At 49.3% G+C, this 24,746-nt stretch carries 20 protein-coding genes; 14 read left to right on the top strand and 6 right to left on the bottom strand.

The features are described 5' to 3' along the window. Window positions 1-151 precede the first annotated feature (151 nt). The 4 genes from AB1757_04065 (at window position 152) to AB1757_04050 (ending at window position 5,568) form a co-directional block, all read left to right on the top strand. Window positions 152-2,122: a TonB-dependent receptor gene (locus AB1757_04065; protein ID MEW6126216.1), complete on the top strand. Its 1,971-nt coding sequence runs from the start codon at window positions 152-154 to the stop codon at window positions 2,120-2,122. Between the two features lie 68 nt (window positions 2,123-2,190). After that, entirely contained in the window at window positions 2,191-2,790 is a 600-nt protein-coding gene (locus AB1757_04060) for a YfiR family protein (GenBank protein ID MEW6126215.1), read from the top strand. A 23-nt stretch (window positions 2,791-2,813) separates the two neighbouring features. Next, window positions 2,814-5,177 (top strand): response regulator, encoded by a 2,364-nt coding sequence (locus AB1757_04055; protein ID MEW6126214.1) that lies wholly within the window; start codon window positions 2,814-2,816, stop codon window positions 5,175-5,177. Next, entirely contained in the window at window positions 5,170-5,568 is a 399-nt protein-coding gene (locus tag AB1757_04050; protein ID MEW6126213.1) for a response regulator, read from the top strand. The genes AB1757_04055 and AB1757_04050 overlap by 8 nt, the downstream gene beginning before the upstream one ends. A gap of 119 nt (window positions 5,569-5,687) precedes the next feature. Here the strand turns inward: AB1757_04050 and AB1757_04045 are convergent, their stop codons facing one another. Both AB1757_04045 and AB1757_04040 read right to left on the bottom strand, forming a co-directional pair. Then, the gene (locus tag AB1757_04045) at window positions 5,688-6,698 is read right to left on the bottom strand and encodes a zf-HC2 domain-containing protein (GenBank protein ID MEW6126212.1); all 1,011 of its coding nucleotides are present in this window, start codon (window positions 6,696-6,698) and stop codon (window positions 5,688-5,690) included. Between the two features lie 129 nt (window positions 6,699-6,827). Beyond that, a complete protein-coding gene (locus AB1757_04040; protein MEW6126211.1) occupies window positions 6,828-7,928 on the bottom strand; it encodes a hypothetical protein in 1,101 nt (366 codons plus the stop codon). 433 nt (window positions 7,929-8,361) lie between these two features. Between AB1757_04040 and AB1757_04035 the strand changes: the two genes are divergently transcribed. The 3 genes from AB1757_04035 to AB1757_04025 all read left to right on the top strand — a co-directional run bounded on the left by AB1757_04035 (window position 8,362) and on the right by AB1757_04025 (window position 10,267). After that, a complete protein-coding gene (locus tag AB1757_04035) occupies window positions 8,362-8,928 on the top strand; it encodes a hypothetical protein (protein MEW6126210.1) in 567 nt (188 codons plus the stop codon). 158 nt (window positions 8,929-9,086) lie between these two features. Then, on the top strand, window positions 9,087-9,440 hold the full coding sequence (locus tag AB1757_04030; protein MEW6126209.1) for a hypothetical protein: 354 nt from the start codon (window positions 9,087-9,089) through the stop codon (window positions 9,438-9,440). 89 nt (window positions 9,441-9,529) lie between these two features. Next, entirely contained in the window at window positions 9,530-10,267 is a 738-nt protein-coding gene (locus AB1757_04025) for a neutral zinc metallopeptidase (GenBank protein MEW6126208.1), read from the top strand. A gap of 338 nt (window positions 10,268-10,605) precedes the next feature. Here the strand turns inward: AB1757_04025 and AB1757_04020 are convergent, their stop codons facing one another. Then, window positions 10,606-11,235 carry a L,D-transpeptidase gene (locus AB1757_04020; GenBank protein MEW6126207.1) on the bottom strand — a complete coding sequence of 210 codons (630 nt, stop codon included), beginning with the start codon at window positions 11,233-11,235 and terminating at the stop codon, window positions 10,606-10,608. Between the two features lie 605 nt (window positions 11,236-11,840). Here AB1757_04020 and AB1757_04015 point away from each other — a divergent pair. From AB1757_04015 to AB1757_03985, 7 genes are all read left to right on the top strand, one after another. Continuing rightward, the gene (locus AB1757_04015) at window positions 11,841-12,764 is read left to right on the top strand and encodes a hypothetical protein (GenBank protein MEW6126206.1); all 924 of its coding nucleotides are present in this window, start codon (window positions 11,841-11,843) and stop codon (window positions 12,762-12,764) included. A 129-nt stretch (window positions 12,765-12,893) separates the two neighbouring features. Then, window positions 12,894-15,524, top strand: a complete 2,631-nt coding sequence (locus AB1757_04010; protein MEW6126205.1) for a TonB-dependent receptor — start codon at window positions 12,894-12,896, stop codon at window positions 15,522-15,524. A 28-nt stretch (window positions 15,525-15,552) separates the two neighbouring features. Continuing rightward, entirely contained in the window at window positions 15,553-15,981 is a 429-nt protein-coding gene (locus tag AB1757_04005; protein MEW6126204.1) for a hypothetical protein, read from the top strand. Between the two features lie 111 nt (window positions 15,982-16,092). After that, window positions 16,093-19,002, top strand: coding sequence for a serine hydrolase (locus AB1757_04000; GenBank protein MEW6126203.1), 2,910 nt, complete (start codon window positions 16,093-16,095; stop codon window positions 19,000-19,002). A 263-nt stretch (window positions 19,003-19,265) separates the two neighbouring features. Continuing rightward, entirely contained in the window at window positions 19,266-19,700 is a 435-nt protein-coding gene (locus AB1757_03995) for an Hpt domain-containing protein (GenBank protein ID MEW6126202.1), read from the top strand. A gap of 377 nt (window positions 19,701-20,077) precedes the next feature. Then, on the top strand, window positions 20,078-20,926 hold the full coding sequence (locus AB1757_03990; GenBank protein ID MEW6126201.1) for a prolyl oligopeptidase family serine peptidase: 849 nt from the start codon (window positions 20,078-20,080) through the stop codon (window positions 20,924-20,926). Between the two features lie 76 nt (window positions 20,927-21,002). Beyond that, complete coding sequence (locus AB1757_03985; GenBank protein ID MEW6126200.1) at window positions 21,003-22,097, top strand: tetratricopeptide repeat protein; 1,095 nt, start codon at window positions 21,003-21,005, stop codon at window positions 22,095-22,097. 4 nt (window positions 22,098-22,101) lie between these two features. On the opposite strand, the gene AB1757_03980 is transcribed toward AB1757_03985, so the two are convergent. The 3 genes from AB1757_03980 to AB1757_03970 all read right to left on the bottom strand — a co-directional run bounded on the left by AB1757_03980 (window position 22,102) and on the right by AB1757_03970 (window position 24,745). Beyond that, the gene (locus AB1757_03980; GenBank protein MEW6126199.1) at window positions 22,102-22,674 is read right to left on the bottom strand and encodes a metal-dependent hydrolase; all 573 of its coding nucleotides are present in this window, start codon (window positions 22,672-22,674) and stop codon (window positions 22,102-22,104) included. Window positions 22,675-22,755: 81 nt separating this feature from the next. Then, window positions 22,756-23,097 (bottom strand): STAS domain-containing protein, encoded by a 342-nt coding sequence (locus AB1757_03975; GenBank protein ID MEW6126198.1) that lies wholly within the window; start codon window positions 23,095-23,097, stop codon window positions 22,756-22,758. A gap of 82 nt (window positions 23,098-23,179) precedes the next feature. Then, window positions 23,180-24,745, bottom strand: a complete 1,566-nt coding sequence (locus tag AB1757_03970) for a DndE family protein (protein ID MEW6126197.1) — start codon at window positions 24,743-24,745, stop codon at window positions 23,180-23,182. Window position 24,746 lies beyond the last annotated feature (1 nt).

Below are 24,746 nucleotides of genomic sequence, written 5' to 3'. Positions count from 1 at the left end.
TAGAAACGCTGATGTCCAGGAGGCGATTATGCATCTATTCCATCGAATATTTGCTCTTTGCAGAACTGTCTTGTCAAAGTGGTGTTATAAGCGAACGCTTATCCATTTACGAATTGCGATACTGTCTCTTGCACTGGCGCAGGCTGGCAGCTTGCCCAACGCTTTGGCGCAGAATGAAAAGCAGAAAGCCGATTTGACCGGACTCGATATCGAAGAGTTGATGGAGGTTGAAATTGTCACCGGGGCATCAAAATTCGCCCAGAAAGTGACTGATGCGCCGGCATCGATAACCGTCATTACGGCTGAAGAAATTCGCCGTTTCGGGTATCGCACCCTGACCGACGTATTAGCCAGCGTCAAAGGCTTTTATGTGAGCTATGACCGAAATTATGCTTATGTGGGGGTACGCGGATTCAGTCGCCCGGAGGATTACAACAGCCGATTGCTATTGATGATTAACGGTCATCGCGTCAATGAAAATATTTATGACAGTGTCTATTATGAAACCGCTTTCCCGGTGGACATCGACCTCATTGAACAAATCGAAATCATCCGGGGTCCGAGTTCTTCGCTTTACGGAACCAATGCCTTTTTCGGGGTGATTAACATCATCACCAAAAAAGGCGAAGCGTTTCACGGATTGGAAGTTTCAACGGATGCCGGAAGTTTGCAGACCTACAGAGGGCGCATCAGTTATGGCGACCAATTTGCCAACGGCTTGGGATTGCTACTTTCCGGCACCTTTTATGACAGCAAAGGCAATCGTCGTCTTTACTACAAAGAATTTGACATGCCCGAAACCAACAATGGCATTGCCGAAGACGCGGACTATGACCGGTTTCATAATTTTTTCGGCAATTTGTCGTTCGGCAATTTCACCGTTGCAGGGGTTTATTCGGCAAGAGAAAAAGGCATTCCGACCGCCGCATTTGAAACCCGTTTCAATGACCGGCGCAACAACACACGCGATAGTTTCGGCTATGCAGACTTGCGCTATGAGCGCAATCTGTCGTCCGGCTTTCATCTCACGGGACGCGCTTACTATGACCAATATATCTACAGCGGCGATTTAGTTTACCAACGCTCAGCGGATGAAGCGCCGACAACTTACATCGCCAAAGACGCAGCCACCGGCAGGCAATGGGGAAGCGAATTCACGCTTGCCAAAAACCTGGCGCAAAAACACAAACTCACCTTCGGCACAGAATTTCGCCACAATTTCCAACAAGATCAGGATAATTTTGCCGAAGATACGGGAGAAATTTATCTTGCCGGTCGACGCGCTTCACATATTCACGCGCTTTATGCGCAGGATGAATTTGCCATCTCCAAAAAACTGCTGCTCAATGTCGGTCTGCGTTTTGACCGTTACAGCACCTTCGGTTCGACCGTCAATCCGCGACTCGCTTTGATAGTTAATCCGTTTAAGAAAACCTGGTTCAAAATGCTCTATGGTCAGGCGTTTCGCGCGCCCAATGTCTTTGAACTGTTTTATGGCGATAGCGCAATTCAAAAACCTGCGCTCAACCTTAAACCGGAAACTATTAAAACCACCGAAGCGGTTTTTGAACAATATCTCGGCAACCATGTTCGTCTGTCGGCATCCGGCTATTTTTATCATATCCATAGCCTTATCTCTCAGCAGATCGATCCTTTGGACAATCTGATTGTTTTCAGAAATGCCGACCACATCAAAGCGCGCGGCATCGAACTTGAAATTGAAGCGAAAATGAAGCGTCTGGAAAGCAAAGCCAGTTTCGTTTATCAAAAAACCGAGGATGAGCGGTTGGGCGATGACCTGGTCAATTCGCCGCGCCAACAGGCTTATTTCAATCTCAGCCTGCCGCTTTGGAAAGAAACTTTATATTCCAGTCTGGATGTTCGTTTTACCGGTGAAAGAAAAACCGCTCTCGGCATCCCGGCTGATGGATATTGGATGACCAACCTGACGCTGCTTAAACAAAGGCTTGGGCACGGTTGGGAATTATCATTCAGCCTCTACAATTTGTTTGACCAGAAATACAGCGATCCGGTCGGCGAAGAACTTAGGCAAAATACCATCACCCAGGATGGTCGCCGGTTTCGCGTCAAACTCAGTTACGGATTTGGCAAGAAAAAATAAGCATCAATAGGTTGGAGACGAATTGAAAATCGAGTGGACAGTAGGTTGCAGCGGGTTAGCGAAGGGTGATGCTTAAACCAACGAACAAAAAATTTGCTCAGGGCAATCCGCGACATTCGCGGTTGGTGAAGACCCGGCGTTCGGTTTGCCGCATTATACTTTGCCTATCACTTCTGCTGTGGATGCCTGCCAATCAATTCGCGCAAAGCGCCGGTGAGTATGAAATCAAAGCCGCCTTTCTTTACAACTTCGCCAAATTCGTTGACTGGCCGGCAGAAAGTTTCACGGATGCGGGCGCGCCGCTGGTTGTCGGCATTGTCGGCAATGACCCGTTTGGCTCTGCCATTGACCGACTGCTCAGTGGGAAATCGGCAAATGGCAGACCTCTGGTGGTCAAAAGATTATCGGTTGGCGCTGGCTTGAAGAGTTGCCACATCCTGTTTATAGCGAGTTCGGAAAGTGGTCGGATGGCGCAAATCAACGGCGCGGTGCGTGGCGCAAGTGTCCTCACGGTCGGCGATATGGAAAGCTTTATACAATTTGGCGGCGTCATTCAATTAACCAGAGAAGCCAATAAAGTTGGCATGGTAATTAACACGGATTTAGCCGAGCGTTCGCGTTTACGCATCAGTTCAAAACTGTTGTCGCTTGCCAAAGTGGTCAGGTGAGGGGTCCCCGGTTGGGAGTTTGCATGTTCACATTTAGAAATTTATCGATCAAACGAAAGCTCAATTTAATCATTATGATTACCAGTAGCGTCGCGCTGTTGGTCGCTTGCATAGCGTTTCTCGCCTATGACCTGCTCTCCTTCAAACGCGAGATGGCAAACCGCTTGTCGGCGCAGGCAGAAATTATCAAGACCAACTGCACGGCAGCCATTGCTTTTCAAGATCGAGAGACTGCCGAAGAGGTGCTTGCGGCTTTGAAAGCCGAACCCGGTATTGTTTCAGCAACTATTCTTGCTGAAGACGATTCGCTTTTCGCAAGCTACGTTCGTAATCCCAATGGATTGAAAATCACCCCGCCGCCGCTTCACCGGAACCTGACGGAATTCACCGATGAGCGGTTGATTTTATATCGTGAAATAGTGCTCGACGGTGAAACCATTGGAACGCTGTTTATTGAATCCGACCTTGAGCAAATCCACGCGCGTTGGCATCGGTATGCGGTGATTGTTGGCGGGGTGGTGTTAGGGGCTTTGCTCATCGCTATTTTAATTTCCTCGCAACTACAGAAAATTATCACTCAACCGCTGCTTGACCTGGCGCACGTCGCCAATACGGTGTCGGAAGAAAAGAACTATTCTATTCGCGCCGTCCAATACGGACGTGACGAAATCGGTCTGCTGATTAATACCTTCAATGAAATGCTCGCACAAATCGAAAAGCGCGATGAAGCATTAAAAAAACATGGCGACCATCTCGAAGAGGAAGTCGCGCAACGCACCGCCGATTTGCGCACTACCAATGCAGCGTTGATTGCCGCCAGAGATAAAGCCGAAGAAGCGAGCCGCGCCAAGAGTGAGTTTTTAACCAATATGAGCCACGAATTGCGCACGCCTTTAAATGCCATCATCGGTTATAGCGAAATGCTCGAGGAAGAAGCCACCGATTCCGGTTATGAAGATTTTGTGCCCGACCTGCAAAAAATCAATCTCGCCGGGAAACATCTGCTCAGTCTCATCAATGACATTCTTGATCTGTCAAAAATCGAAGCGGGCAAAATGGAATTGCATATTGAAAATTTTGACCTGCAAAGTTTGGTTGAAAGCGTCATCACCACGTCGCACCCGCTGGTTGACAAAAACGCCAATCAACTAAAGGTGTTTTGTGACCAGCAACTGGGTTTCATGAAATCCGATTTAACCAAAGTGCGGCAGGTGTTGTTTAATTTGCTAGGCAATGCCTGCAAATTCACGCAAAACGGCGTAGTCAATTTGCAGGTCTCGCGCCAGATGATAAACGATAAGGATTGGATTCGTTTTTGCGTGAGCGACACAGGCATCGGCATGTCGCCCGAACAAGTGCAGAAATTGTTCAAAGAATTTTCGCAAGCCGATTCGTCAACGACACGCAAATACGGTGGCTCAGGACTCGGTCTGGCGATTACCAAACACTTCTGTCAGCAACTCGGCGGCACGATCACGGTGCAAAGCGAACCTGGCAAAGGTTCCGCATTTACCGTGTTCATGCCTGCTGAAATTGCAAGTGATTTGACGCACCGCAAAACCGACGAAGCGAATTTTCCGACTCAGCGCATACCGTCCGGTTCACAACCTGAACGCGCCGCCAATACGGTTCTGGTGATAGATGACGACCCTTCGGTTCACCAATTGATGCGCCATTATTTAACCAGAGAAGGTTTTCATGTCATTTGTGCGGCTGATGGCGAAACCGGCTTGAAACTTGCCAGCGAGGTCAATCTGGTAGCCATTACTCTGGATGTCCTGATGCCGAGTATGGATGGTTGGGCAGTGCTTGCGGCTTTGAAAGCCAACCCTGCGGTATCGCACATTCCGGTAATTTTACTGACCTTTCTTGAAGATGAAAATTTAGGGTATGCGCTCGGCGCTTCGGCTTATCTGGTGAAACCGATTGAACGCCTGCGGTTGATTCAAACCTTGAATCAATACAAAACCGCTAATCCCGGCGGCGAGGTGCTGATTGTTGAAGATGATGCGCCCACCCGCGAGCTGATTTATCGCACCCTGGAAAAAGAGGGCTGGCAAATCAGACAGGCGGAAAATGGTCGCGTCGCCTTGCAGGAGGTGGCGGTCAGTCCGCCGCAAGTGATTTTGCTCGATTTAATGATGCCTGAAATGGATGGCTTTGAATTCGTCATCGAATTGCGCCGCAATCCTCTTTGGCAATCCATACCGATCATCGCGATTACCGCCAAAGATGTCGATGTCAAAGAATTTTCTTACGCTCAAGGACAAGTCTCAAAGGTTTTAACCAAAGGCAAGTACAACCGTGAAGAGATGATCAGCGAGGTGCGAAATTCGCTTAACGTTCAGGTCACGCAAACGAATTCTCAAAGGGAAGCTTATGTCTAAAATTCTTCTGGTTGATGACAATGAAATGAACAGTGATATGCTATCGCGAAGGCTGATGCGCAAAGGTTACGAAGTGACGGTTGCCAGTGACGGATTACAGGGAATCGCCGAAGCGCATAAGGGTTTTCCCGATTTGATTTTAATGGATTTGAGTCTTCCCGAAATCGACGGCTGGGAAGCCACACGACGACTGAAATCCGATGCTACCACCAGGCACATACCGATTATTGCGCTCACCGCGCATGCGCTTTCGACTGACAGAGAAAAAGCGCTCGCCGCGGGCTGTGATGAGTACGATACCAAGCCTGTCGATTTTCAACGCTTGTTACTGAAAATCCACAGCTTTCTGGCAAAAGAAAATGGGTTCGGTGAACCCGCCACAGGCATGTAAGCAGCGAACTCGCAATGGGTAAAAAGTTTCAACCGGAAGTTAGGTGGTGGATTGAAAAGACAGGCACAGCCTGCCTCAATAGCCTAAAAATGCCGGTCATTATTGTCGTTTTTGGACTTTCAATTTTTTAATTTCACGACCGTAAAACCAGTTTCGATGGGCGAATCATCGGCTTCGGCGGGCGCGCGCCTAATCGTCAGGTAATAAAAGCCATCGCTCAATTCATTGGCGCGGATTCTGAGGGCGACAAAGCCATCTTGAGTTTTAATCATTTTGAAGTTTCGCGCACCGCCACCTTGTTTTTTCAATCGCGCGGTGAATGTTTTTCCTTCGGCGTTTTTGATTGCGACCTTTAAATCCACAAAACCGACATCGGGGGCAATTTTTAATGTGCTTTCATCGCCGCCTCCTTTACCGATTTCCAGCGGCACCAGAAAGGCGAATACGGAAGTGGGTCGGGGCGGCGCGGGCGGCGCGATGTTTTTATTACTCGTTTGTTGATTTTGATTGCCCTCGGTTGCGATGACCGGATTTGCCGGCTTGTTCTGATTGGCGTTGAGGTTTTCAGGTGTTGCTTGGTGGTTGTCGCTTTGAGCCATTTGTTGCGATTTGAAATTACGCAGTTGAAAAATCACCAAAGTCGAGACAGCGGCAATTAAGAGCAACATCGCGGCTACGGCTGCAAGACGCCAGACGGAAAAGGACGCGCCGGCAGTTGATAGCCCAATGCCTGCGAGAAATTTTTGCCACAGCGAAGGCGCGACAACCGTAGGTTTATCCGCCTCGGCTGAGCTTTTCAACATGGCGGCAAATGCCTGAAGCTCTTTTAATTCGGCAGCACAATCGCTGCACATTTCAATGTGGCTTTCGACAATTTCTCTATCCAATTCATTGGCGCGATTATCGACGAAAGCTTCGAGCAATTGATAATCAAGGTGACTGTCCCGGTCGGATGCGGTTTGCAGATTGCGCTTCAGTTTACTGAACGCGCTTTGCAGTTCACCGGGCGGCAACTGGGCGCGACACACAGCACAGGAAAACAGATGCCGGTCTGCCTGTAAAAACTCTTCGGGCTTTAAACGCCGCGCGCGATACTGCTCGATCTGTTCACTTGTAAGGTGCTCCAACATTATTGTGCCAACCTTTCACCTCTGCCCGTGACCGGCAAAACCGTCTATTCCAGCTATTAAAGTCGCCCAAAGGGTTCGCATATTACCAACGCTAAAAATATTTTTGCTCATAAATTTTCCTGTAAAAAATTATTGAAATGACCGCAGATATTTCGCCAACCGTTCACGCGCGCACTTGCGCAAATTGATGACCTGCTGGCGTTCGCCGCCAAGCATCCTGGCAATCAATAAATCTTCGAGCGGAATATGCGCAAAAAGCGCCGCAAATTTCGTGTGATACTCTGTGGTTGTGCGAAGCAATGCCCGCGTCGCTTCATCCAGCGGCAACGCCTGCCATGCCCGTTCAAACTGTTCGTCGGTCAAATTAAGCAGCGCGCCAATCTGTTCAAGGCTGACGATTCCGTTCCAGGTAAATAATTGAATATCGCCATCCGCATCGCGAAAGTTCAACAGATAAGCGATGCGTTGATTGGGGCGCAGTTCAACAATCTGCTGCCAGAGTTTTTCAAGAAACTGGCGTTGACTGAGGGTCTCTTCGGGCGTCAACCCTTCATCTTTCGGGTCAATGGGCGGACGCCCTGGTTCTTCATTATCGAAAGCGCTTTCGCTAAGCGGCAGGTCATCCTGCACACCGAAAATGTCGGCGATGGCGCTGACGATATCATCGACTTCAACGGCGCTGTCGAGGTGTTTGAAAATGGTTTCGATTAATTCCTGCCAGTCGGCGTCTTTGAGATTGCGCAAATCTTTGCTGATTAAATGGGCAGGCAAAATGGTTGGCGTATGCTGATTCAAGGCTTCAAGTTTTACAGCGAGTTCGCGACTCGGCGGACGATTTTTTTGCGAGACGAAACCGCACAACCATTCGCCGGTGTCATTACTCCACACCGCATATTCAGGGCGTTTGCCGAGAAAATAACGAACTTTATTTTTTAAACTGTGCCACTGTTTATTCTGCGCGCGCCGCAACTCGGCGCAACGATGATAGGTGAGAACCGCTGCATAATCGCGAATGCTGCGAATCGGTTCGGCGGTGGGATTGTGCTCCTGTTCGACCAACCGTTCAAACAGCAGAGTATAAACTTCCTGGCAGAGTTCCAGGGCATTTTGATTTTCATAACGACCATCCGATGGCGAAAGCGAAACGCGGAATTTTTTTCTGATGATGCCTTCGATGGTTTCTTTTGCATCTTCAAGAAGCGCTTCGACGGATTTTCGTTGTTCAGCCAAGGTGAAGCCTCCGCTACCCGCTCAGAGTCGCGATTAAACGCGCTCGTTCTATCCAGATTAACCGGAATACCCAATAAAATCAGGCAGATTATACGGGATGACCGGCGCTTCATCCACACCCCTTTTTGATTGCTGAAAAAATTTTTGAGTTCAGGAATATCCCCGGATTTTTCGCGCCGTCCACGAGCGGAGGGAAGAAACGATGAACGAAAAAATCAGCATTATCTTTCTGGCAATTGCCGCCGGATGTATCAAGGCAGGTTTATTGATGGCAAGTATCGGCACGCTTTTATACATCGGCTCGCTGCGATTTTAAATTCAGCGGCGGCAAATATCGGCTGCCATGTTGCGCCGCCCGTCAATAACTCAGCAAGTGAGCCTGAAGGCTCTATTGAAAATTTAGAAAACCGATTGAGAAAAGGAGAGGAAAAAAATGTTTGAGAGAAGCTACCTGATTAAACCGTTTTTTATGTTGTTCGTTGCGATGTTGCCGATGTTGATAACCGGTTGCGCGCTGTCAGCCTATGCCGGGCAATCGGCATATGCCAGACAATCCGGCAGCATGGTTCCGGTGTCATCGAACCTTGGTGGATTTTCGGTAATGATGCCCGCCAATCCGCAATACACCACCAGACCAATAAAAACTGTATCCGGTCATTGGGTCACCCAACACGTCTATTCCGTTGAAAGCCCCGACGGCAGATATGCTTATTTTGTCGCCTACAATGATTACCCTTATGCGCTGGATGGCGAGGCGTTGAATCGCGCCTGTCAAGGTCAGGCAGATGGCATGCGCGGACGCATTATGCGTCAGGAAAATGTTTCCATCAGCGGTTATAGCGGGCGCGTCGTGCGCATCGAAGGTAATGATTTCATCGGTGTATCTCAAGTGGTGATTGTCGGGCGCAGACTCTATCAGGTGATGTTTGTCATGCCTAAAAACGCTAATGTGCCATCCGAAGCCTCGCGCTTTTTAAATTCCTTTGAAATTCGCGCCTGAACTTTTTTAACCCGCGCTGCGCGTCAGCCGCGTCCTTTGAGTTGATGCAAAAGGCGCGGCTGATTTTTTACGCTCAGTAAAAAATTTTTTCAACCAGGCAATATCGCGCGGTTTTCAGCGACCTTGCCTGGTGAAAACGAAAACTCAAGGAGAAGAAGATGACCAACAACTTACACCAGATTTTTGAACAATCCTACATTGAAGCGCTGTCGGCGCTCATCAACGGCAAACGACAACACGAAGTTATTGTCGAACTCATTGGCAAAGGGTTTTCACAGGAAGATGCCGGGCAAATCGTCGGCGAAGCGCAACGCGCCAAGAAAGCGGCTTTTCGCAAAGCCGGAGCCAAAGCCTTTTTCGCAGGTCTTGCGCTGTTGGTTTTAGGCGTGGTGATTACCGCGGCTTCTTATTCAGCGGCAAAAAACGGCGGCATTTATATTGTCACCATCGGTTTGTTTATTACCGGCGCGATTAATCTACTGAAAGGTTTCTTTCGCATGCTGGTCGGTTAAACGACTCACACAATTTTATTCTGAGGGAATATCGACAGGCGTTTTGCGCCGCTCCCAATTGACAGAAAAATCGCTTAAAGGAGAAACGAATGATTAAACGAGTGAAACGAAATGTTGTGCTTTATGCGTTGGTTGGTTTATTCGCCCTGTTCAGTCTTGCGTCAACCGGTGCGCCATTTTCAACCAGACCGATTGAGCCGGTTGCGGTTTACGCTTTTTCGTCTGCCGATTTCAATTTCACAACCGAAATGGCTGCGCCGACCAACTGGGAAGTTGATGAACTGGTGAGAACCGCCGGCTTTTACATCAACGCTTACTGGCGCGAGGTTTTCGCCGCCAACGGTTTGCGTTACACTGCGCCCACGGTCTATCGCGCCAGCCAACCGTTGCGCAACGCCCTGTACATTCCGTCAGCCCATGCGATTTATTATGACTACAATTTCTTTTACGCTCAGATGGCAAAGCATGGCGATTTTGCGGTAGTGACGATTCTCGCCCACGAATGGGGACACGCGGTGCAAACCCTGCTTGAAAGACAAGGGCGCATCTCTGCGAATCGTTACGACATTGAAAAAGAGTTGAAAGCCGATTGTTTTGCCGGAGCCTTTGCCCGAAGCGAAAGTCGCACGCCACGTCTTGAGACAAATGATATTCCGAAAGCCATCAGTTCACTCATCGAAGCCGGTGACCACACCGCCATCAGCATCTATGCAAAAAACGCCCACGGCACTTCGCAAAAACGCACAGCGGCTTTCAGAAATGGGTTTAACTACGGCGTCGAAGCCTGCGCCTGCAACTCCATTGCGACACTGGCGGCGTCAAGATAGACCGAGGTAGAGAAAACCGGGCAATACGGATAATCATTGAGAACCCTAATCACTACCCGGTTCCTCAATATTATTTACCATTGGAGGAGGTTCGGTTTTAGCGTTTGAGTCGTAAATTGCGCCGCCCGGCTTGCTGCCCATATTGCAACTTTTCAACCTCATTTATCGGGAATCAGCCCTTTGCCGTTTTGCTGCTCAAAGACAGATTTGTTTTCATCAAGGGCTGAACTTTTCCCTCGGCGCTTTCCTTGAGTCCGGCGATTGTGCTGCCAACATAGGCAGATGTTTGGCTATCTCAAGCAACGGATAGTCTCACAACCGTTCATTCCTTCTACGATTCACCAAGGGTATTCGATGGTAATGCGCGTTCGGGTAACGATATAGTCGAAGACGCGCTTTGAATTGGGTTTGCCAACGTGAATACACCCGGCAGAGGGCCCGCCATTTTCGCTCAGGTTATCAGGAAATTCGTGAATAAAAATTCCCATCTGTCCCCAGATTCGTATTGCAAAGGGCATATCGACATTAAATTCTTTACTATGATGAAGCGTCTTTTTGACGGTGGGGTCGGCATTCGGATCAACGGTTATATCTTTGGGGTATTGTCTTCCCGGTTGACCTAACACCTTGAAATTTCCTAAGCCCACACAGGTCATGGTTCCTTCGCCATTGGCTGAAAATTTAATCGTGATGCGCCCGGTTACCACTACTTCAAGGGGAGCGGAATAGGTACTCGCGGTTCCGGGAATGAGGGCTTGCAGCAGGGTCTTTCCGGGAAATTTACCGGTAATCTCCCAATCATATTCGGGCCCCAATCGGGTGGCTGTCCGGGTTGCAGAAACCAAACCGGGATTATCCGGTCTAATATCAAGCGCCAGATTCGCCGGAGGCGGGCCGCCGCCAAGCATGGTGATCGTGGTTTTTCCAAACACCGGAACGCTGATAACAGATTTCGTAAAGTTCGCCATAATGCCTGCTCCTTTCAAAATCGGTTTACGCGATTAGTAGACGGGAAACCTGAAACTGACGATGCAAAATGGCACTGAATAATTGAACAATCAAATCTGGTTTAAGTCATCATTTAGACCGCCGGTCTTGGAGGTAATAGGTCAACGTTATTGAGAGTTTGAACCAAAAGATTTTGCAATAAAAAAAGCCCCACTCAAATAAGTGGGGCAGGCACGGAAATTTAAGCCTATAGCCACTGACGCAAAGCGGAATAAAAGCGATGCAAAATGATAAAAAAATGCCCTGACTCTGGAGCAGAACGCGAATGCGAAAATTCAGGGACCTGTTTGCAGAAAGTAGCGTCAGCATCAGCCTAAGCTAACCGGTCGGCAAAGTGAGAAAGAAAAAGCCAGACCATACCTGATCGGGCTGAATGCTTCACGGCGTTTGTTCTACGCTTCACCTTCAATCAACCCATTTGCCTTAGCTGAGTGAAGGCGGTCATCTTTTTACATCCTTAACAATCTCTTTGCCTATCCTTAACCACTTCTTTTCGATTTTGTGCGTTAATAGGGATGTCGCGGCAGCGCGTTCTGACCAAACCAGTTGAAGGAGAAATGGAGTTATGCACAAGATGATTGAATTGATTCTTATTGTTATTTTTGCGATTACCGGCGCGTCCAATCCGATTTTGCTCGCCAGTGACGGCGATAAAGCGCGCGCTCAGGAATTGCTCACCCAGGCGCGGCAGGCGCTCGGCGGGGAAGCCAAATTGAAAGCCGTCCAAAGCCTTTCCTGCACCGGGAAATTCCGGCGCATTCTCGCGCCCAATGCCCCGGAAATGGAAGGCGAGTTTGAAATGGAATTTTTGTTCCCGGATAAATTCAAACTCACCGAAAACCTGACGATGATGGGCGGCGCAGCACACATCACCCGCATCGGCGGATTTAATGGCAACGAACTGCTGGAAGACCAGAGTTCTTCGGGTAGCGGCGTGGTCGTCATGCGTCGCCCTGGTAGTGATGATGAAAAAGCTAAAGCGCAGCGACTGCGCGTCATGAAAAATGATTATGCGCGAAATCTTTTAGCCTGGTTGCTTACGGTTCCCGATGCTTACCAAATCGAATTCACCTACGCGGGCGAAGCCGAAGCCCCCGAAGGCAAAGCCGATGTCATCGAAGCCCGCGGCGCGGATGGCTTTGCAGCGCGACTGTTTCTAGACCAGAAAACCCATCAACCGTTGATGCTCAGTTATCGCGGTTTCGCTCCAAAAATCATGGTGCGAACCGAATCCTTCCAAGCCGGCAGTCAGGAAGAAGCGCATAAACGAGCCAAAGAGATTGAAAAACAAGCCGACGCCGCTAAAGCCACCCCGGAAAAACCCAACGAAATCGAGATACAGATTTTCTACACCGATTATCGCGCGGTTGATGGCATCTGGTTGCCGCACAAAATTACCCGCGCCACCAATGGCGCGGTCAGCGAAGAGACTGAAATCGCCAAGTTCAAAATCAATCCGCCACTGAAAGCTGAAAAATTCAAAAAGTAACCCAAGTCATGAGTCCGGTGTCCGGTGTCCAGAGATTTGAGTTTGAACGATGAGTGATGAAGCAAAAATCGGCTGGATTTTATCTTAAATTCATCATTCATCGTTCGCTATCTGCTCAGAGGTATTTCGATGCTAAAAACAAAACGCTTTGCGCAAATCATCAGTCTGCTTCTCATATTCGCCATTGCCATTTTGAATGCGCCCGCGCAATCAAAAAACGATGCCAGCTTGCGTATCACCGTGGTTGACCCGACAGGCGCAGCGATTGTCGCCGCGACATTGCAATTGCAAACCAGCGATGGCAAAGAGCACACCGCGCAAACCAACGAGCGCGGCGAAGCCACTTTCCTGCGCCTTGCCACCGCTGGCTTTCAATTGCGCGTGTCGGTCGCCGGTTTCATCACCCGGGAAATCAAAGATAAATCTTTGAAATCAGGTAACAATAAAATTGAAGTGCAAATGGAAATCGAAGGTGTAAAAGAAAATGTCACCATCGCCCAGAGCGCCCAGGAAAAAGGTCTCGATAATGGCAAAAACGCTTTCACCAATGTTTTAACCGCAGAGCAAATTTCGCAACTGCCGGACGACCCCGAAGAATTCGAGCAGGCTATACGCAATATGGCAGGACCGGGCGCGAGTTTTAAAGTCAACGGCTTTCGCGGCGGGAAATTACCGCCCAAATCGCAAATCCGCGAAATCCGCTTTCGCATGAATCCTTATTCGGCGGACAATCATGAAGCAGATTTCATCACCGTTGACATCCTTACCAAACCCGGCGTCAACAACTGGCACGGCTCTATGAATTTCGGATTTCGCGATGAGTCGTTAAATGCGCGCAACGCCTTTGCGCCGTTTCGCGCCCCCGAACAATTTCGCCGCTTCGGGTTTTCACTCGACGGACCGCTCTGGAAAAATCGCACGTCGCTGTTTTTGAATGCCGATGGCAATAACGCTTATGAATCGAAAACCATTGTTGCCGCTTTACCCGACGGCGCGTTCAACGATGTCGCGCGTCGCCCGTCAAAGACTTTGAATTTTTCCGCAAGAATCGAACACGCGCTCAATAAAACCCATACTTTGAGAACCGAATATCAGCGCAACGCTTCACGACTTGATAACCTCGGCGTCGGCGATTTCGATTTGCCGGAACGCGCCTACACCAATGACACCGTCGAACATCTGTTCAGATTTGCAGACACCGGCGCGGTTGGTAAAAAACTGGTCAATGAAATTCTCTTTCAGGCGCGCTGGCAAGCGATTGATAAATCGTCGGCTTCACAAGCGCCGACCATTCAGGTGTTGAATGCCTTTGGTAGCGGCGGCGCGCAGATTTCCGGGACGCGCGAGGTCTTCGAGTGGGAAGTCGCCGACAACATCGATTTCGTCATCGGCAAACACACCATGCGCACCGGCGTGCTCTATGAATTCGGCAATTATCAGAGCAATGAGCGCGTCAATGCCAATGGCACATTCATCTTTGCAAGCCTTGATGATTTTCGCGCCGGGCGACCGACGACCTTTTCCAAGCGTTCGGGCGACCCGCGTGTGGAATTTTCGCAGCATCAGTTTGGCGCTTATTTACAGGACGATTTTAAATTGCATAAAAGCCTGTCACTCAGTCTGGGCTTGCGCTACGAATGGCAGAACAACGTCCGGGATAAAAACAATTTCGCGCCGCGCCTCGGTATCGCGTGGTCGCCATTCAAAGACGGCAAGACCACGTTTCGCGCCGGGGCGGGAATTTTTTACGGCTGGGTCGGTTCGGAAATCACCGAACAGATTCTGCGCGTCGATGGTACACGGCAACGCGATTTGATTGTGCAAAATCCGGGCTTCCCAAATCCGTTGACCGGCGGCGCGCAAATCATTTTACCGGCAAGTAAAATTGTTGCTGACCCGGAAATGAATCTGCCTTACCTTGAGCAGTTTTCGGTTGGCTTACAAAGACAGCTTGCGCCAACCATCAACCTCAACGCCAATTATTCCTATCAACGCGGCGTTCACACTTTGCGCGGACATAATCTCAATGCGCCCGTGAATGGCGTTCGCCCCGACGCGCAATTTGGCAACATCACGCAGGTCGAATCAACGGCGTACGCTTCGCGGCAACAATTTGGCGTCAACGTCAACATGAATTTCACGCGCCCGCCGCAAAGATATTTGTTTGCCACTTTCGGTTATTTTTATATGAAAGCGATAAACGAAACCGATAGCCCGTTCAGCCTCCCGGCAAACAATGCGGATTTGCGCGCCGAACGCGGACCGGCGGCTTATGATACAAGGCATCATCTGTTCGCGATGTTCAATTATCAATTTCCCGGCGCGATTCGCATCGGCACGATTTTGCAGGCAAGTTCCGCTGCGCCTTACAACATCACCACAGGCTTTGATAATAACGGCGACAGCGTAAGCAACGACCGTCCTGCGAGCGTCGGTCGCAACAGCGCCCGTGGCGCGGCGCGTTTCGATATGGGCATGCGCCTTGGTTGGGGATTCGGATTCGGCAAACCGAAAGAAGCCGCAGGCGGTCCCCAGGTAAAAATCATTCGCTCAAATGATAGCGACATCCTTGGCGGTATGGGTGGCACCGGCGGCATCAACAAACGCTGGCGCGGTGAACTCTACGTTCAGGCTTACAACATTTTCAATCACCCCAATCGCATCAATTTTACAGGCGTTCAGACATCGCCTTTTTACGGGCAGGCAACAGCCGCTCTGCCCGGACGCAGAATCGAAAGCGGCATCCGATTCAGTTTTTAATATTCAACCTTTGAGGAGTCCATTTTTTATGAAGATAATTTCAACCTTGCTACTTATGGCGATTTTCGCGGTGATGTTCATTAACACCGATTTCGCGCAAGCCTCATCAGGTGATGCGAAAACAGCTGCGCCAGCCACCGATGAGGTGAAGTTGCCGGATACGCCTGCGGGTAAAACCTTCGCGGCATTTTTGCAGGCATTCAATTCCGGTGACATCAATGTGATGCGCAAATTTCATCAGGAACGCAAAGGCAATCCCGATAATGCCGAACAGGATTGGGGCGCGTATAAACAGACCGGAGGGTTGAAAGTTATCAAAGTCAACAAATCTTCGGACTATGCATTGGAAGTTTTGGTCGAAGCAAAAAGCGATGCACGGCGGTTGAATTTCGCCATCGAAGTCGACAGCAATGCGCCACACGGTATTATGAGCATTCAGGCGCAACCGGCTCAGTAAGTATGCTAAGTTGATTAAACATTAGTTTCCCCCAGCCAATCATTTTTTGACTCGCGCGCCTTCTAATGAATTTCGCGAAGGCGCATCAGCCATTTGAGAGGTAAATCAATAATGAAACCCCTGAAACAACTTTTAAATATTCTGCGAATCAATATCAGTGCAATGACTATCGCGGCGGTTTTATTCAATGCTTTAGTCACAAACACGATTGCGCAGCAGACTGCGCCGCAACTTGACGCCGCCGCGCGAGTGCAGGTTATCGAAGGCGCATTGAAGCAGTTAAACGCCGCCTATGTTTTTCCCGAAGTCGCAAAAAAAATGGAAGCGGCGATTCGTGAACGTATGCAGCGCAAAGAATACGATGCCATCACCAACCCTGCGGCGCTGGCAGTGACGCTGACCAATCATTTGCAGGAAGTCAGTCACGATAAACACCTGAGAGTCGTCTTTCGCCCAGTAGCGTTTCGCGATTTGAAAGAGCCGAGCAAAGCAGACATTGAACAGGAGCGCGCCCAGGTCGCCTTTAACAATTTCGGATTTCAAAAGGTCGAACGATTGGAAGGCAACATCGGCTACATCGACTTTCGCGGGTTTGTTGAAGCCGAGTGGGGCGCGGAAACCTTAGCTGCGGCGATGAATTTTTTAGCCAACACCGAGGCATTGATTTTCGATGTGCGGCAAAACGGCGGCGGGCAGCCGCAAATGGTCGCCTTGATTTGCAGCTATTTATTCGATAAACGCACTCACCTCAATGATATTTACTGGCGACCAACCGATAAAACCACTGAACATTGGACACGTGAACAACTCGGCGGCAAACGCTATGGCGAAAAGCGCGAGGTTTATGTGTTGACCAGTCGCCGCACCTTTTCGGCAGCCGAAGAGTTCACCTACAATTTGAAAAATCTGAAACGCGCCACCATCGTCGGTGAAACCACTGGCGGCGGCGCGCACCCTGTAGATTTTCGTCGCATCAATGAACATTTCGGCATCGGCGTTCCCGCAGGCCGCGCCATCAATCCCATCACCAAAACCAACTGGGAAGGCACTGGCGTTAAACCCGATGTTGAAGTGCCAGCCGAGCAGGCGTTGAAGGTCGCGCAGGTCGCGGCGCTCAAAAATATCGCGGCAAAAACCAATGATAACCAGAGAAAACAGCAACTCAACGGACTCGCGGCTTCATTGCAACGCGAACTTGATGCGCCGCAAACTGCGACATCTTCACCAGTCAATCAAGTCAACGCACAAAGTGATGAAGTGAAATTGCCGGACACCCCTGCCGGAAAAACGCTTGCCGCATTCTTAAAAGCTTTCAATACCGGAAGCCTCGATGAGTTGAAAAAATTTCATCAGGCAAATGGCGGCAACCCGGACAACGCGCAGGAAGACATGGGCTTTTTTGCCGCAAATGGCGGCTTGAAAATCGCAAAAGTAGTCAGTTCTTCAGCGACCGGTATCGAAGTGCTGGCGCAGAAAAAGAAGGATAACAACTGGATAACTTTTGCCATTGAAGTTGCGCCCAACCCGCCGCATCAGATTATGGATATTCGCGCCCGCCCGGCTTCAACTCCGGCAAACGTCGGCGCAACGGCTCAATCGAATGCCTCAAACGATGAAGTGAAGTTGCCCGATACACCTGCGGGAAAAACTTTTGCGGCGTTTGTAAAAGCCCTCAATTCGGGCGATTTGAAAACTATGGAACAGTTTCATCGCGAACGCGGCGATGGTATAGAAATCGCCGAAAAAGATATGGATTTTTATAACCAGAGCGGTGGCGTGAAAGTTCATCGCGTCGTGAGTTCTTCGGATTTGGAAATCACTGCACAGATTCAAACCCAAAAAGACCGACGACTACTCAACCTCACCCTACAGGTGCAACCAACGCCGCCGCACGCCGTTGATATGATTCAGGTGCAACCGGCAACTGAGAGCGACGGCAACGAAACGGCGACGGGTAAACCTGATCGTCCCGCGACCCCTGCAAAAAAATTGACTCAGTCCGAAATGCTCGCAGAGATTGAAAAGTTTCTCGATGCGCAGGCTGCCGCCGATAAATTTTCCGGCGTCGCGTTGATTGCCAAAGACGGCAAAGCGATTTTCAAAAAAGCTTACGGAATGGCGGTGAAATCTACCAGTACGCCCAATCGCGTGGATACCAAATTCAATCTCGGTTCGATGAATAAAATGTTTACCGCTGTATCCATTGGACAACTCGTTGAAGCCGGAAAACTCGCGCTTGATGATAAGGTCGGAAAATATCTGCCCGATTATCCCAACCCTGATGTGCGCGACAAAGTGACGATTCATCATTTGCTCACCCATACATCGGGGCTTGGCTCTTACTGGAATAAAAAATTCGATGAGCGGCGCGCGCAGATTAAAACCGTAGCGGATTATCTGGCGCTCTTTGCCGATGAACCGTTGCGGTTTGAACCCGGCGCGCGTTTCGCGTACAGCAATTCGGGCTTTATCGTGTTAGGCGCAATTATCGAAAAAGTATCGGGACAAAATTATTTCGATTATGTGCGTGAGCATATTTATAAACCTGCTGGGATGACAGGTAGCGATTGTTTTGCAATGACCGCCAATACCCCGAATATGGCGATGGGCTACACGCTTATGAGCGACAACGAAGGCGAACGCCTGACCATGCGCAAAGCGAATAGCGATTCGCGTCCAAATCGCGGGGGACCTGCGGGCGGTGGTTATTCAACGCCGGAAGATTTGTTGAAATTCGCCAGTGCGCTCACCGCCAATAAACTGTTGAGCGCGAAACTGACAGAGCTGTTTACAACCGGAAAAGTTGCAATGGGCGGGGGCGATGCCAGATACGCTTATGGATTTGGCGATATGCGGGTCAATGGCAAACGCGCCTTCGGACATAACGGCGGCGCACCGGGCATTGCTTCAAGTCTCAGCATGTTTCCTGAAAGCGGTTATACGGTGATTATAATGACCAATTATGACCCACCGCAGATGTTGCCTGTGGTGAGAAAAATCGAAGGCTGGGTATCGCAGTAACAGCAGCGGGAAGCGGTTTGTAGCCGTTGGTTTTTCATTAACCGGCAGGACTGTCAATGAGCTTCCTACACAAACCAAATGAGTCAGGTAAAAGTATTGACCCCGAAGAGTTGATTAATTAGATTAGAGGTGTTTTACAAACTTCTTCCTTGCTCAGAAAAATTACTGTCAACTTCTCCTTCCGCACAAAATTTAAAACCGGTGAGTGAACCGGGCATTAGTGTGTCAAGCACGCCGTTGTATTCAGTGGATTGGAGAAGACCATGAATGAAGTAATTTCCCATTCCGAACGCCCCATACCTGCTGCCGTTAATGGAAGCGTTTCTCAGCCAACCGAAGTGATTGCTTGCGACCAGATATTCAATCTCGAAGCGCTGCTCGATAACTTGGCGGGCGATGAAGATTTTCTCGGAGAAATCATTGATATATTTCTGCAAGGGTATGAGCCTGTTTTGCAGGAAATCCGCGTCGGTGTAATAGCCGCCGATAGTAAAAAAATCGCTGAAAAGACGCATAAATTGAAAGGTTCGCTTGCCGAGCTTTACGCCCCACGCGCTTATGAAGCGGCGCGACGTTTGGAAGAAATCGGTGCCAGAGGTGAAAGCGAACAAGCAGCAGAATTATTTGAGCAATTGGAAATAGAGATTGACCGGTTAAAGCGTACTCTTGAGCAGATGAATTTGGCAGCCATTAGCTGAATTTCAGCTCTTTTATCTTCAATCAATCGCTTTGTAGTTATCAGTTTTGCACAAGAAGGAATCGACAGCACTGCAATAGCTGAATGAGAAATCTGCCTGTTCGTTTGAGCGACCGAGGGATTATCTTTTATACTGCATGCCGGTTTTAACCCCGCCGAATATCTTGATTCAAGTTTTTCAAAATCGAAAAACCTCATTTTATAAACGGTTTTAATTGAGCATCCAGCAAGTAACCGGAAAGGCTATGTGAGGGAAAGATGCACCACCAGCGATTTTTATTTTTCTGCCTCATCGCACTTATTTTTTTTGACGCTACGACATTCTCAAACAGTTCGAGCCGTCAACCACGTTCAGCGGATGGAGAAATCATCGAACGTGTGAATTACACCTTCCCGACTTATGAGGAAGCGGAAAAAACCTCCGATGTTGCAAGATATTGCACCAAAAGTGAATATGAAACGGCGGTTCGCGACCGGCGATTTGAGTTTCAAAAAATCAAATACCTAAGCGATCGCTTGAAAATCACCGCCTATGTCTACCGACCACAAAAGCTAACCGAGCAAAAATTGCCAACCATCATTTTTAATCGCGGCAGTTTCATTCGCCGGGATATTGCTGCCGAATTGATCGTCTCTTTTCATCGGCTGGCACGCGAAGGGTTCGCCATCATCGCCCCGCTTTACCGGCAAAGTGATGGCGGCGAAGGCAAGGATGAAATGGGCGGCGCGGATATGAATGATTTGATGAATACGGCTCAACTGGCAAAGCAACTCAACTTTGTCGATACGGAGAACCTATTTATGTATGGTGAATCGCGCGGCGGCATGATGACCTATCAAGCCCTTCGCAATCGCTTTCCGCTAAAGGCGGCAGCGGTCTTTGGCGCATTCACCGATATGGAAGCCTTTCTCACCGCCTCGCCTAATTCGAGCGCCGTCGCAAAACAAATCTGGCCGGATTTCGAGCAGAAGAAACCGGAAATTTTTTATCAACGTTCGGCAATTCGTTGGGCGGATAAAATCGACACTCCGGTTTTAATCATGCACGGCGGCGCGGATTCTCTGGTGAGTCCGCTGCAATCGCTTTTGATGGCTGAACAATTACAGAAACTGGGTAAGCCGTATGAGTTAATGATCTATGCGGGCGATAATCACATCTTATCGAATAATCGAATTGAAAGAGACCAACGAGTGTCAAACTGGTTCAAAAAATATTTGAGCAACTAAGCGACGAAAATGACGAACAATGGTCTTTGCCGCGACATTCGCATCGTGCCATAATCTTTGCCTGATGCAATCCTTCGTGAAAAGTTTTTCAGCGGTCATTTTACTGACGCTACTCCTGGTCAATTCCACGCTTGCAGCCGATTGGGACAGAGGCGTCGCCTACTATAAAAAAGGCGACTATCGCGCCGCGCTCAGTGAATTTCAAGACCTCGTTTTAGAGCGCCCAGACCTTGCCGGCGCCTGGTACTACATCGGGCTTTGCGAATTCAATTTAAAACGTTACAAACGAGTCGGCATGCCGCTTGCGCGCGCCATCGAACTCCTCGAAGTGCAATCGCCGCAAAGCCCGGATATTGCCGGTGCATTCTACACCATAGGGCTATCGCATTATCTGCTCGCCGAATACGATAAAGCCCTTGAGCCGCTCAAACGCTACATTGATTTAAATACCAAAGCCAAACGCGAGGTTGACCCGAGCGCGCGCGCGGCTCTCGGTCGCGCTTATTATTATCTTGAACGTTACGACGAAGCCTTGCCTTTGCTTGCGGCAACTAAAAATGAAAATGCCAAAGACGCGGGAACCAATGCCTACTTGCTTGGCTTGATGTATTTCAAGAGAGAGGATGATGACCGCGCCATTCCGGCTTTTCGTGAAGCGATAAAGGCGAATGCGGAAGACGCCAACGCGCTTGAATTGCTTGCCGAAAGTTTAATGCGAAAAGCCCGTAAGCTCGGCGCAAACGTGAGTGCCGCAAATGCCTTGTGGAATGAAGCGGCAAGCGTCGCAGAACAATTGCAGGCGGCGCGTGATGACCTAAAGACCGCCAACATTTTAGGGCGCGCCTATCTTGGCGCAAAAAATTTCGAGAAAGCGATTGTCCCGCTCGAAAAACTCGCGAAAGAAAACACCGATAACGGGCAGGCATGGCTCTATTATGGCATCGCCCTTTCGCGTAGCGGCAAGACGCGCAAAGCGATGGAAGCGCTGGAAATCACTATTCAATTAATTCCCGATTCGGTGGCGGCAATGTCTGAACTCGCCTACATCTACGAAAGCGATAAACAGTATCAACAGGCTTTGCGAATTTACGAGAAAGCCTATTCCGTGACCAACGACCCGACGATTAAACAAAGCATCGAGCGCGTTAAAGCCCTGGCGCAACAACCATAAAATTTTATCCTTGCGATTTTTGAAAACGTTTTCGCAAGGTGGCGATGAAAAGTTTATCAGCGCGAGGCGAAAAAATTTCAACCGGTGAATAGCCGCGCTTGATGGCAAAGGTAAACGTGAGCGCCAGCGCCACGCCGGTGATGACGAAATTTTGCCAGGCATTTAATTGCCATTGCCCCTGCCAGGTGAGTTGCCAGGCATTGGAAAACGGCAATAAATATGGAATCGCCCATTGATACCCGTCGGGACTGCGCGACCCTGCAAGGTCGCCAAGCAAATGCATATGAAAGCTCACAACCATCAGTGATGCGACGAGCCATTTGCGTCGCGCAAGTAAAAACCCGCTCAGGCTAACGAAGATGGCAAATCCAAGATTGTGACCAAAGATGTGATGATAATCGGAAAACCAGTTGGTAGGGCTTGCGGTCTGGCGGGTGATGACATCTGCAATAATACCGAGTCCGTCGATGTCTGGAATGACCCCTGCAATAGCAATGAGAGTGCGTTCGCGGCGATTGTTTTGTTCAGTGGTATTGGCGACCAGCCAACCGAGTAGCAGGTGAGTAACCGGACTCATAGCGAATAAACGCAAACAGGCGCGGAGGTCAAAGCCGCGCCCGATAAGCTGTCGAAATGTCTAAACCCGTTATGGCAATTTTTATTTACCGTAAGAGTCAATCGCTTCTCTTTCGCTGTCGTAACAATCGAAAACGGTGATGAGTTTGGTAATCGTCAATAAATCCTGCACCCGTTTCGTCAGGTTCATGAGTTTCAAACTGCCGCCTTCGCGTTTGGTCGTCGCATAACAGCTAATCAACGCGCCCAGCCCTGCCGAATCGATGTAGCTGACATCGCCGAGATTGAGTAAAATGCGGCGTTGCCCGTCGGCAAGCAAATCTTTAATCCGGTCTTTAATTTGAATGTCGCCTTCGCCGAGCACGATTTTGCCTGATAAATCAAGGACGCTGACGCCCTCCACAACTCTTTCTGAAATATTCATAACCACTCTCCAACAAGGTTTTTCGGAAGCCAGAACTTATCACAGCCCGTTTAAGGTGACAAGCAATAAGCAAGCCTTGTGGTTATTTCTTGAAGTCGCGCCAGAATTGCCGCAATTTTAAGTGGCTGAACCCTTCGCGTTTGGTTTCATCAAATGATTTGGTAATGGCATCGCCCGATTTTAAATTGGCGACTTCGGCAAGCAATGGCTTTGCGCGTTGCGCCGTGATGCCAAGCGCGCTTTGCAAAAATTTACTGGCGTTGGCGCTGGATTGCAGAACGAAAATAAATTCCAACATCTCGGCAAAATTGAATTCATTCTGGTCGTAATCGTCGGGCGATTGCGACAGCAGAAAAACCGATGCCCCTTTGCTGCGAATTTCACGAATCAATCTTTGCAAAATGCGATTGCGTTTTTTGTCCTTCAAATAATGGTGGGCTTCGTCAATGACGATGATTGTCCGCATTGCTCGTGCGCCGTTGATGACTTCTGAATCAGGCATCGCCATCAGTTCCCGATGAATCGCGTCCAGCACCAGACACACCGTTAGTTCGCGTAAAACCGTCAGTCCATGCAAATCCACCACGACGGTTTTATCGGTCAGGGTTTTCCACAACTCTTTATTTTTTGCCTTCCCGAAGATTTGAAAATCGGTGATTTGCCGTATCACTTCGCTCAGGGTGTCGGGTTTGCGGTTGTTGTTGAAATAAGCGTAATCAACTTCTTTTCTCACTTCGTGAAAATCCGGGTAAGGCAGGGTTTCGCCACGCGCTACGTCAAAAGCCGTGAGGATGGCGTCATAAAGGAATTGCCCTTGCACTGCGCCCATATTTCGTTCGATGTCGCGCACGGTGTCGGAAAACTCTTGAGCCGCCATTTTGATTGCCATTTCGCTGCCGACATTGACGCGGCTGAATGGGTTGATAGGCAGACTCGCATCAGGCAATTTGATAACCTCAGCGCGCGTCGCCTTAATGAATTTGTCATCGTCGGCAACATCGCCTTTTGAGTAGTCGAAAAAGATAAAGTTGACTTGGTAATCGGATTGTCGCCGCAATTGCACAAGCAGGTCTTTAACGAATTGGGTTTTGCCGCTTCCGGGTTTACCCGCGACCGCCAGGTAATTATTGGTGCGGCGATTGAATTCGACAGTGACAGGTTCGCCGGTCTTGGCGTCTTCGCCAAGCGTTAGCGTCAGCAATCCTGAAAACGAAGCGACGATTTCAGGCTGAGGCAAGGCTTCCTGTTTACGTTGGTCGAGTCCGGTCTGCGTGAGTTCAATCAGATAATCAACCCAGTCATCCGAGTTTTTGAAAGTTTTACTGTCTTCACGAATCAAATCGAAGCCGTGGTCAATGTGAGCTTTCAGGAGTTGTAAAAACTCGTCATCGCTTAAAACCTGTTTGTGGCGTTGGGTGATGAGGGCGCGAAACAGCGGCGCATAATCTGACTCCCCGGCGCTGAGGATTTGTTGCATATCAATTGCCCGCCCGTCGGTGTTTGCTGCCGATGGATTAGGCGTATCACCTGAAAGCAGCGAACGCCCGATAGCAATGCGAATCGGCACATAGTTGACGCGCACATCCCACACGCGCTTGAGCGTATCAACCACTTCCCAGGATGATTGCGAGGGTCGTATATCCGGCATA

The organism is Acidobacteriota bacterium (genome assembly GCA_040754075.1).
Taxonomy (GTDB): domain Bacteria; phylum Acidobacteriota; class Blastocatellia; order UBA7656; family UBA7656; genus JBFMDH01.
This window is presented reverse-complemented; position numbering and strand designations above follow the sequence as displayed.

What these genes read in the sequence shown, in the direction of transcription:
- AB1757_04045 (MEW6126212.1), bottom strand. Translation starts at nt 6,698, where the DNA reads ATGTTGGAGCACCTTACAAGTGAACAGATCGAGCAGTATCGCGCGCGG.
- AB1757_04010 (MEW6126205.1), top strand. Translation starts at nt 12,894, where the DNA reads ATGCTAAAAACAAAACGCTTTGCGCAAATCATCAGTCTGCTTCTCATA.
- AB1757_03970 (MEW6126197.1), bottom strand. Translation starts at nt 24,745, where the DNA reads ATGCCGGATATACGACCCTCGCAATCATCCTGGGAAGTGGTTGATACG.
- AB1757_04050 (MEW6126213.1), top strand. Translation starts at nt 5,170, where the DNA reads ATGTCTAAAATTCTTCTGGTTGATGACAATGAAATGAACAGTGATATG.
- AB1757_04025 (MEW6126208.1), top strand. Translation starts at nt 9,530, where the DNA reads ATGATTAAACGAGTGAAACGAAATGTTGTGCTTTATGCGTTGGTTGGT.
- AB1757_03975 (MEW6126198.1), bottom strand. Translation starts at nt 23,097, where the DNA reads ATGAATATTTCAGAAAGAGTTGTGGAGGGCGTCAGCGTCCTTGATTTA.
- AB1757_04015 (MEW6126206.1), top strand. Translation starts at nt 11,841, where the DNA reads ATGCACAAGATGATTGAATTGATTCTTATTGTTATTTTTGCGATTACC.
- AB1757_04030 (MEW6126209.1), top strand. Translation starts at nt 9,087, where the DNA reads ATGACCAACAACTTACACCAGATTTTTGAACAATCCTACATTGAAGCG.
- AB1757_04005 (MEW6126204.1), top strand. Translation starts at nt 15,553, where the DNA reads ATGAAGATAATTTCAACCTTGCTACTTATGGCGATTTTCGCGGTGATG.
- AB1757_04020 (MEW6126207.1), bottom strand. Translation starts at nt 11,235, where the DNA reads ATGGCGAACTTTACGAAATCTGTTATCAGCGTTCCGGTGTTTGGAAAA.
- AB1757_04060 (MEW6126215.1), top strand. Translation starts at nt 2,191, where the DNA reads ATGCTTAAACCAACGAACAAAAAATTTGCTCAGGGCAATCCGCGACAT.
- AB1757_04055 (MEW6126214.1), top strand. Translation starts at nt 2,814, where the DNA reads ATGTTCACATTTAGAAATTTATCGATCAAACGAAAGCTCAATTTAATC.
- AB1757_03995 (MEW6126202.1), top strand. Translation starts at nt 19,266, where the DNA reads ATGAATGAAGTAATTTCCCATTCCGAACGCCCCATACCTGCTGCCGTT.
- AB1757_04035 (MEW6126210.1), top strand. Translation starts at nt 8,362, where the DNA reads ATGTTTGAGAGAAGCTACCTGATTAAACCGTTTTTTATGTTGTTCGTT.
- AB1757_04000 (MEW6126203.1), top strand. Translation starts at nt 16,093, where the DNA reads ATGAAACCCCTGAAACAACTTTTAAATATTCTGCGAATCAATATCAGT.
- AB1757_03980 (MEW6126199.1), bottom strand. Translation starts at nt 22,674, where the DNA reads ATGAGTCCGGTTACTCACCTGCTACTCGGTTGGCTGGTCGCCAATACC.